Source organism: Paramuribaculum intestinale (assembly GCF_003024925.1).
GTDB lineage: Bacteria > Bacteroidota > Bacteroidia > Bacteroidales > Muribaculaceae > Paramuribaculum > Paramuribaculum intestinale.
The window spans coordinates 1-6,540 of the sequence record NZ_PUED01000141.1; the positions used below are offsets into that span (position 1 = coordinate 1).

At 52.7% G+C, this 6,540-nt stretch carries 10 protein-coding genes and 1 tRNA gene; 5 read left to right on the forward strand and 6 right to left on the reverse strand.

Annotation, left to right across the window (positions count from 1 at the left end; translation table 11 throughout):
* On the reverse strand, positions 1-353 hold a 353-nt coding region (locus C5O24_RS09875; RefSeq protein WP_133165524.1), incomplete at its 3' end, for a DUF5119 domain-containing protein.
* A 176-nt stretch (positions 354-529) separates the two neighbouring features.
* Here C5O24_RS09875 and tpiA point away from each other — a divergent pair.
* The 3 genes from tpiA (at position 530) to folE (ending at position 2,634) form a co-directional block, all read left to right on the forward strand.
* The gene (tpiA, locus tag C5O24_RS09880; protein ID WP_107036307.1) at positions 530-1,282 is read left to right on the forward strand and encodes a triose-phosphate isomerase; all 753 of its coding nucleotides are present in this window, start codon (positions 530-532) and stop codon (positions 1,280-1,282) included.
* A gap of 223 nt (positions 1,283-1,505) precedes the next feature.
* Positions 1,506-2,024, forward strand: coding sequence for an SPOR domain-containing protein (locus C5O24_RS09885; RefSeq protein ID WP_107036306.1), 519 nt, complete (start codon positions 1,506-1,508; stop codon positions 2,022-2,024).
* A gap of 7 nt (positions 2,025-2,031) precedes the next feature.
* Positions 2,032-2,634, forward strand: a complete 603-nt coding sequence (gene folE / locus C5O24_RS09890) for a GTP cyclohydrolase I FolE (RefSeq protein ID WP_202613085.1) — start codon at positions 2,032-2,034, stop codon at positions 2,632-2,634.
* A gap of 284 nt (positions 2,635-2,918) precedes the next feature.
* Here the strand turns inward: folE and C5O24_RS09895 are convergent.
* From C5O24_RS09895 to ybaK, 4 genes are all read right to left on the reverse strand, one after another.
* Positions 2,919-2,991, reverse strand: a tRNA-Thr gene (locus C5O24_RS09895).
* A gap of 91 nt (positions 2,992-3,082) precedes the next feature.
* Positions 3,083-3,985 carry a tRNA modification radical SAM protein MnmL/YtqA gene (gene mnmL, locus C5O24_RS09900; RefSeq protein WP_107036305.1) on the reverse strand — a complete coding sequence of 301 codons (903 nt, stop codon included), beginning with the start codon at positions 3,983-3,985 and terminating at the stop codon, positions 3,083-3,085.
* Entirely contained in the window at positions 3,982-5,064 is a 1,083-nt protein-coding gene (aroC, locus tag C5O24_RS09905; protein WP_107036304.1) for a chorismate synthase, read from the reverse strand. The genes mnmL and aroC overlap by 4 nt, the downstream gene beginning before the upstream one ends.
* Before the next feature lie 5 nt (positions 5,065-5,069).
* Complete coding sequence (gene ybaK / locus C5O24_RS09910) at positions 5,070-5,567, reverse strand: Cys-tRNA(Pro) deacylase (RefSeq protein ID WP_107681774.1); 498 nt, start codon at positions 5,565-5,567, stop codon at positions 5,070-5,072.
* A 101-nt stretch (positions 5,568-5,668) separates the two neighbouring features.
* On the opposite strand from ybaK, the gene C5O24_RS09915 reads away from it, so the two are divergent.
* On the forward strand, positions 5,669-6,181 hold the full coding sequence (locus tag C5O24_RS09915) for an outer membrane beta-barrel protein (protein WP_107036302.1): 513 nt from the start codon (positions 5,669-5,671) through the stop codon (positions 6,179-6,181).
* Positions 6,182-6,192: 11 nt separating this feature from the next.
* Positions 6,193-6,429, forward strand: a complete 237-nt coding sequence (locus C5O24_RS09920) for a hypothetical protein (RefSeq protein WP_107036301.1) — start codon at positions 6,193-6,195, stop codon at positions 6,427-6,429.
* Here the strand turns inward: C5O24_RS09920 and C5O24_RS14585 are convergent.
* On the reverse strand, positions 6,421-6,540 hold a 120-nt coding region (locus tag C5O24_RS14585; protein ID WP_161553873.1), incomplete at its 5' end, for a TrmH family RNA methyltransferase. The genes C5O24_RS09920 and C5O24_RS14585 overlap by 9 nt on opposite strands.

Consider the following 6,540-nt stretch of genomic DNA (forward strand, 5'->3'; position numbering starts at 1 on the left):
TTCCAGGTGTGATCCTCTTTGGCCACACTCGCTGTGTAGTCAGCGAATGAATCCTCATGCGTGAAAGCCACGTTTTTTGCATCGTTGTTGACGGTCAACATCTTGTAATTGCCTACCGGGAGGCTCACTTTGCCGCCGGCCGGCGACGCTATGTCGAAACGGTAATCCGAGCCGTTTGCGTCGGTCGAGAAAAACCATACGGTCATGCCTTCAGGCCGCTGCTCTTCTGACCATAAAAAGTTGACGTCGAGCTGCTGTGGCGGACATTCGCCGTCATATATAAGGTCGCTGCACGAGGTCATAGCCGCGGCTGCCATCAGGTATAATGCAGGTATTTTAGTATATAGCCTCATCGTGATTAAGTATCGACGTTTTTCACATCTTTACGATATAACACCGGCTGCGCCTGCAATGTTTCGTCTAATTATTCGCCGAGATGAGCCGATGGTTTGATTTTAATTGCTAACTTTGCAAGTGGAAATGACAATATTTCCGCAGTCAGAAATCCAATATTATTAAAAAACAGATAATGAGAAAGAAAATCGTAGCAGGCAACTGGAAAATGAACACCACCCTGCAGGAAGGTGTAGGCCTGGCAAAAGATGTCAACGAAGCTCTCAAGCACGCCGAAGTGGAGTGCGATGTAGTGATCTGTGTGCCTTTCACCCATCTGGCTCCTGTCAATGAAGTGATCGACTCCAAGCTCGGACTCGGTGCAGAAAACTGCGCTGACCACAAGAGCGGGGCTTACACCGGTGAGGTGAGCGCGTCGATGGTAGCCTCTACCGGAGCTACCTACGTGATTCTCGGCCACTCGGAGCGTCGCCAGTATTATGGTGAAACCGCCGAAACCCTCAAGGAAAAGGTGGCTCTTGCGCTCGACAACAATCTCACTCCGATATTCTGCATCGGCGAAGTGCTCGAGCAGCGTGAAAACGGCTCTTATCTCGACGTCGTAAAGTCGCAGATAGAGGACGCTCTCTTCGGCCTGTCGGCCGCCGAATTCTCGAAGCTCGTGCTTGCCTACGAACCCGTATGGGCTATCGGAACCGGCAAGACTGCCACCGACGATCAAGCGCAGGAGATGCACGCTCATATCCGCAGCGTCATTGCCGGTAAATATGGCAAGGAGATCGCCGATAACACTTCGATACTTTATGGCGGCTCATGCAAGCCCTCGAATGCACGCGCACTCTTCGCTAAGCCCGACGTTGACGGTGGACTTATCGGAGGAGCATCGCTCGACGCCGAGTCGTTCATGGGCATTGTCACCGCTTTCTGATCTGAGGCGGTAAGCAACGGAAAAGCTTAAATGGCGCTGTGTCAGAATATGGATTTTGACACAGCGTCTTGATTTTTATGTAGATATCGTATGGCGTTGCCATAGTTGTCACTGCACGTTTCCTTGTTTTGTTGCAAGCCGTTTCACTGTATTTTAAGTCCACGGTTTATAAAATCGCTTACGACAGACGGCTTGATTTATGAAAAAGTAGTAACTTTGCGGCATGAAAACAACCGCATCCACCTCTCTGCGCGCTTTTGCCATGTCAACGCTTGTCGCGGCTTCGACCTTCGTCATGCGCGCGCAGAACAACGCTGATATCGTCGACCATATTACAGCCGACGGTGTCAACACCATAGTTCAGCCCGAGGCTCTGCGCAAGCTGATAGCCCGGCAGCAGACTGAATCCGCCGACAGTAATAAGGCTGCCGCCGACGAAGCAGTGGAAACTACCGAACACTCCGCTGCGACCCGCACCAAGACTGCCGGATTCCGTGTGCAGGTGTTTTCCGACAATAATCAGCGCACGGCCAAAAACGAAGCCCGTACAAAGGCTCGCATCATAGGCGAACGCTTTCCTGAATTGCGTACATATGTCACATACACATCACCCTACTGGCGTCTGAAAGTAGGAGATTTCCGCACCCAGCGCGATGCTCAGGCTGCCGCCGACGATATAAGGCAGGCGTTTCCCTCTTATGGCAAAGAGATACGTGTGGTGCGCGATCGTGTGAACCTTTGACAAGGTAATGGAACAAGACAACATGCTCAATCAATCACCACGTCTTGACGACGATGAGGCCATAGCACGCCTCGCCGAGTGTTATCGTCAGATAATCGAGATAATAGGAGAAGATCCATCGCGTGAAGGACTGCTGCGCACCCCCGCAAGAGCCGCCAAAGCTCTATGGTATGCCACCGGCGGATATCGGCGCTCACTGCAGCAGACCGTGGGCGACGCCGTCTTTGAATGTCAGCAGCGCGAGATGGTGATAGTGCGCGACATCGAGTATCATTCGTTGTGCGAACATCACATACTGCCGTTTTACGGACATGTATCGGTGGGCTATCTTCCCAAAGGCAAGATATTGGGATTGAGTAAGCTGGCACGCATTGTAGATCTTTATGCACGTCGGCTTCAGGTTCAGGAGCGTCTCACTGATGAAATCTGCAAGGCTGTGGCTCGTGTGCTCCCTACCGATGGAGTTATGGTGAGCATCACCGGCGAACACTTATGCATGAAGATGAGAGGCGTCGAGAAGCAGGACTCTGCTACTGTCACTGTCGCCACATCCGGCCGTTTTGCCGACGATCCCGCACTTCGCGCCGAGTTCATGGCTTCTATCCGCTGACATTTTTTTGAGACTCGTTTTTGCAGACGGCATGTTTGTTTACGCCCCCTTTCGCGCGATAATGATTGATCTGTGCCACTTCAGGCATCGCATCTGATCAATCGGGTCTTGTACATTCACATCTGATCAGTTATTACGTATTCACATCTGATCAACCATTATGTGCATATCTGATCGTCATGCTAAATGCGTCAGATTTGTTATCGGCCTGAAGGCGGCTGATATAAAACAAAAAAACTGGAAATCATTGAAGTAATCAATTGATTTCCAGTTTTTTTGTTTTGAGCCGCGAGTGGGACTCGAACCCACGACCTTTTCGTTACGAATGAAATGCTCTACCAACTGAGCTATTGCGGCTTGTCGACTGCCTTGACTGCCTTCAGCAGTGTGCAGCGTTTCAACGGTGCAAAGTTAGCAATTCTATTTATTACAGACAAAAATTATACGGTTAATTTTCTCTACGGCGATTTAATGCTTTGATTACAAGGGCTGTGAATTCATGGTTTTTCAATCCCCAGCGTGGCGTGATGAGCAGTTCGTCGGGCGACTGCGATACAAACCGGTCGATGGCTATGTCGGGGCGCAACCGTTCGACTATGCTTGCGCATAGTTCGGCATATTGTCGCGCTGTCCAGCTGACTATGTCGGCAGTGCCATCCTGCCACATTCGGGCGAGGGGAGTGCCGCGCACTACTTGCAGCTGATGAAATTTAACTACGTCGACCGGAAGCTTGTTGATGGCTTCGACCGTCTGCATGATCATATCCTCGTTTTCACCCGGAAGCCCGTTGATGAGGTGGATTCCGGTGAATATGCCGGCTTGGTGGGTCTTTTCCACAGCCTCTACCACATCCTGCCATGTATGGCAGCGGTTGATGCGTTGCAGTGTGATGTCGTGTGATGTCTCGGCTCCGAATTCGATCATGACAAACTTCTCTTGTGCAAGATGCGACAGCCATTCGAGCAGATCTGTGTTGAGGCAGTCGGGACGTGTGCCTATGACAAGGCCGTCAACGCCTTCGGCCGCAAGAGCCTCGCTGTATAGCGCTATCAGTTCCGAAGAGTCGGCATACGTCCCGGTGAATGACTGGAAGTAGGCCAGATAACGCATCGAGGGGTATTTGCGTGAAAAGAACCGTTTTCCGGTATCTATCTGTTCCGATACGCTCATGGTGCTCCGGCAATACGATGGGGTGAAAGAGCGGTTGCTGCAGTAGATACATCCGTCGCGTCCGAGCGTACCGTCGCGGTTGGGGCATGTGAGGCCGCCGTCGATGGTCAGTTTCTGCATCTTGCAGGCGAAGTGTCCGGCCAGAAAGTCGGCGAAGTCGCGATAGGGATGCCGGTTCATATCCTGCTGCAGCGGTTGGCGAGCAATGTGTCGAATATCACCATGGATGCCATGGCTTCCACTATAGGTACTGCGCGGGGTAGCACACATGGGTCGTGGCGGCCGCGTGCCTTGAGCGTTACCGGCAGTCCGCGGTCATCGACAGTGGGTATTTCGGTGAGCAGCGTCGCCACCGGTTTGAAAGCCACACGGAAATATATGTCCATGCCGTTGGAGATGCCTCCCTGTATGCCTCCTGAGTTGTTGGTGAGGGTATGGATTGCCCCGTCGTCCTTACGGGTGGTGAACAGGTCGGCAGCCTGACTTCCACGCATGCCTGCGCAATCAAACCCCATGCCATAGTCAAATCCTTTGGCGGCATTGATGCCGAGCATAGCCGAGGCAAGGCGAGCCTGAAGTTTGCCGAACACCGGGTCGCCGAGTCCGGCCGGGCATCCCTTTATCACACAGCTTACGATGCCACCGATCGTGTCGCCCTCGTTTCTTATCGTCCTTACAAGCTCTGTCATCGCCGCGGCTTTCTCCGGGTCCGGACAGCGCACCGCGTTGGTCTCGGTCAGCGACAGATCAAGCTCGGAATATGGACGGTCGATGGCAATATCGCCGATCCGCGACGTGTAGGCGCTGATTGTGATTCCGGCAGGAGCGAGAGCCTGCCGGGCGAGTGAACCGGCTACGACACGCGCTATCGTTTCGCGTGCCGACGATCGTCCGCCTCCGCGATGGTCGCGGAGGCCGTATTTTGCAGTGTATGTGTAGTCGGCATGGGAGGGCCGGAAAAGATGGCGCATATTGTCGTAGTCCGATGAGTGCTGATCGGAGTTCTCGACGATAAAACCGATGGATGTGCCGGTGGTGACCCCCTCGAAAATGCCCGACAGCAGCTTCACCCGATCAGCCTCTTTGCGTGGGGTTGTGATGTCGGATTGTCCGGGACGACGTCGGTCGAGCTGACGTTGCAGTTCGTCGGTATCGATCGCTACTCCTGCCGGCATTCCGTCGATTACGCCTCCAATTGCAGGTCCGTGGCTCTCGCCGAAACTTGTCAGCCGGTATATGTTTCCAATGCTGTTGTTCATAGCTGTTAGGTTTCTTCGTCGTTTGATTTGATCACATCTGCCGTAATGCCGTGTGTGAAAGCTATCAGATCGGCCGGGGCGATCTCGAATTGCAGGCCGCGCTGTCCGGCGCTGACATAGATGGCGCTATGGTCGAGCGCTGTCGTATGGAAGATGGTCGGAAAGGCTTTTTTCATACCTATGGGAGAGCATCCTCCTCGGATATATCCGGTGAGGGGCAGCAGATCTTTCATGTGTATGAGCTCTGCTTTTTTGTCGGCTATGGCTTTGGCTGCTTTCTTGAGATCGATTTCCGCATCGCCCGGCACCACGCAAACGAAATATCCGGTGCGATCGCCTCGCAGGACGATGGTCTTGAACACCCGGCCTATATCCTCGCCGAGGCTTTCAGCCACGTGGGTGGCCGCGAGGTTGCTCTCGTCAACCTCATACGGTATAAGGCGGTAGGTTATGTGGGCGCGGTCGAGCAGACGTGCCGCATTGGTCTTCTGTATCTTTTCCATCGGATGCAAAGTTAGTGTTTTTCTATCCAACAATTTTCTTCCGCACGTGTTTTTATGGTATCAAACCCCAATATTATATTAAAAACATAAAACAAGACATTATGAAGAAGTTTCTGATCAGTCTGGCTGCCGTATTGGGTATTTCGATGGCGGCTTCGGCACAAAGTCCTGAAATTCAAGTGGGCTATGGCGGATATACTCAGATGGACGCCACCAATATGCACAAAGGCGGTGGCGTCAAGAATGCCTGGGGCGCACTGACCGCCGGTGTGAACTTCAAGGTGGCTCCCAAGCTGTGGGTCGGTCCGTCGTACTCGTTCTCGTCATCGAGTTACAAACATGATGGTCCCAATCTTTACTATCATGTGATCATGCTCAACGCGCGCTATGAATACTGGCGCAACAGTATCGTCACGCTGTACGCTCATCTCGGAGTGGGTGCCGATATAACGCATGTCGGTACGGAAAACGGTGATCATAACGATGGATACTTTGCTTTTCAGGCGTCACCTCTTGGGGCGCAGGTAGGGCTGTCAAGAAATGTCTCGATGTTCGGCGAACTTGGTTTCGGCGCGCAGGGCCTGCTTCAGGTGGGTGTACGTATCGGTCTTTGACGATTGGTATCATGGACGACAGGTTGTCATACGAAGAGAAGCATGAGCTTCCCGACGATGTTTTCGGACTTCCCGAAAGGCGTGAATATCCTATGCCTGATGCTGCGCACGTGAGAGCGGCAGAGGCCTACTTCAGGTATTGTCCTGAAGATCTTAAACCACGTCTGGCCAAGGCTATAATGCATCGTGCCGCCCAATATGGCGTCGATGTCAAAAGTCCGACAATAGAACAGTACGCCTCAATGTGAGGCCAATTCCCAAAATGCCACTGCGCTTGCAGCGGCCACGTTAAGCGAGTCGACGCCGTGATACATGGGTATCTTTACGGTATAGTCGGCTCGCTTTATTGTGTCGTAGTC

Bases quoted from the DNA above. Each gene is read 5' to 3' on its own strand.
- tpiA (WP_107036307.1), top strand. From the start codon at position 530: ATGAGAAAGAAAATCGTAGCAGGCAACTGGAAAATGAACACCACCCTG.
- C5O24_RS09885 (WP_107036306.1), top strand. From the start codon at position 1,506: ATGAAAACAACCGCATCCACCTCTCTGCGCGCTTTTGCCATGTCAACG.
- folE (WP_202613085.1), top strand. From the start codon at position 2,032: ATGGAACAAGACAACATGCTCAATCAATCACCACGTCTTGACGACGAT.
- mnmL (WP_107036305.1), bottom strand. From the start codon at position 3,985: ATGAACCGGCATCCCTATCGCGACTTCGCCGACTTTCTGGCCGGACAC.
- aroC (WP_107036304.1), bottom strand. From the start codon at position 5,064: ATGAACAACAGCATTGGAAACATATACCGGCTGACAAGTTTCGGCGAG.
- ybaK (WP_107681774.1), bottom strand. From the start codon at position 5,567: ATGGAAAAGATACAGAAGACCAATGCGGCACGTCTGCTCGACCGCGCC.
- C5O24_RS09915 (WP_107036302.1), top strand. From the start codon at position 5,669: ATGAAGAAGTTTCTGATCAGTCTGGCTGCCGTATTGGGTATTTCGATG.
- C5O24_RS09920 (WP_107036301.1), top strand. From the start codon at position 6,193: ATGGACGACAGGTTGTCATACGAAGAGAAGCATGAGCTTCCCGACGAT.